The sequence below is a fragment of the Oleiphilus sp. HI0067 genome, assembly GCF_001635735.1.
The window spans coordinates 1-1,233 of sequence record NZ_LWFI01000180.1 but is presented as its reverse complement, the minus strand read 5'-3'; the positions used below and the strand labels follow the sequence as shown (position 1 = coordinate 1,233).

Sequence of the window (1,233 nt, the reverse complement as noted above, 5' to 3'; positions counted from 1 at the left end):
TGTAATCATGATGTGTGAATTGCCAGCGAATGCCATTTTGGCAGAGCAATTCTTAGAGTACTTTGATGGTTTCTCTATCGGCTCGAATGACTTAACCCAATTGACGCTCGGTCTAGACCGAGACTCTGGCATCATCGCGCATCTTTTTGATGAGCGAAATGAAGCGATCAAAGCTTTGTTGAGTAATGCTATTCAAGCATGTAAGAAAGCAGGTAAATATGTCGGTATTTGCGGACAGGGCCCTTCGGATCACCCAGATTTCGCGCGCTGGTTAATGAATGAAGGTATCGATACTGTGTCATTAAACCCTGACTCTGTGCTTGATACGTGGTTCTATCTTGCAGAAGAAGAGCAGTAAGTAGTTAAAAGGAATAAGAATATGAGTGAAGAAAAAATTATCACCCCAGATTTATGTGACGAGTACCCAGACTTAGTTGAAGTCGTAGAACCAATGTTTCACAACTTTGGCGCGGTCGATGCGTTTGGTGGCGAGATCGTGACTGTAAAGTGTTTTGAAGATAACTCGGTAGTGAAAGAGCAAGTTGGCCTACCAGGCGAAGGCCGAGTTATGGTCGTTGATGGCGGTGGTTCAAAGCGTAATGCATTGCTAGGCGATATGCTTGCAGAGAAAGCTGCTGCAAATGGTTGGTCTGGGTTGATCATTTACGGCTGCATTCGCGATGTCGACGTGATTCGCCAAACGCAATTAGGCGTACAAGCGCTTGGTACAAATCCTCGTAAGACAGAGAAGCGTGGATTAGGTGATCTAAATGTTGAGGTGAAATTCGGCGGCGTTGTATTCAAACCAGGACATTACGTTTATGCGGATAACAACGGCGTGATTGTCTCGCCAGAGCCTTTGAGCATGCCTGCTTAAAACTTCGGTTGCGCTAAAAAAGCCCAGTCAAATGACTGGGCTTTTTGTTATTGGATCTAAATTGTCACTCTTGTTCCGACTCTGTGCCAGACTGTTCAAGTTCTTCTAATTCCGCGCGTTTAGCTTTTGAAATATAGGTCGACTTCTTTTTAGGCGCACGTTTAGCCGCCTCTTTTTTCATTCGCTTTTTATTGATTTGTTTGATTTTTTTTTGTCTGTTCATAGAGCTCTGTTTAAGTTTTTAATAAATAGGGGTGGTATCTTTAGAAAGTAGATCAATTATCTGAAGCTAGCAGAAAATAAAGATGAGTAATAAATACGACAAGTATAAGAAAAAGAAGTTTTGGAAAGAAATG

General features: G+C 42.3%; 3 protein-coding genes. 2 read left to right on the top strand and 1 reads right to left on the bottom strand.

Translation table 11 applies throughout. The annotated features are described in order from the left end of the window. The coding region (locus A3739_RS02435) for a putative PEP-binding protein (RefSeq protein ID WP_304440244.1) at positions 1-358 on the top strand (358 nt) is incomplete at its 5' end. A gap of 21 nt (positions 359-379) precedes the next feature. Beyond that, positions 380-877 carry a ribonuclease E activity regulator RraA gene (rraA, locus tag A3739_RS02430; RefSeq protein ID WP_068477064.1) on the top strand — a complete coding sequence of 166 codons (498 nt, stop codon included), beginning with the start codon at positions 380-382 and terminating at the stop codon, positions 875-877. 64 nt (positions 878-941) lie between these two features. Here the strand turns inward: rraA and A3739_RS28565 are convergent, their stop codons facing one another. Beyond that, positions 942-1,100, bottom strand: coding sequence for a DUF2986 domain-containing protein (locus A3739_RS28565; RefSeq protein ID WP_156502270.1), 159 nt, complete (start codon positions 1,098-1,100; stop codon positions 942-944). Positions 1,101-1,233: the final 133 nt, after the last annotated feature.

Bases quoted from the DNA above. Each gene is read 5' to 3' on its own strand.
- A3739_RS28565 (WP_156502270.1), bottom strand. From the start codon at position 1,100: ATGAACAGACAAAAAAAAATCAAACAAATCAATAAAAAGCGAATGAAA.
- rraA (WP_068477064.1), top strand. From the start codon at position 380: ATGAGTGAAGAAAAAATTATCACCCCAGATTTATGTGACGAGTACCCA.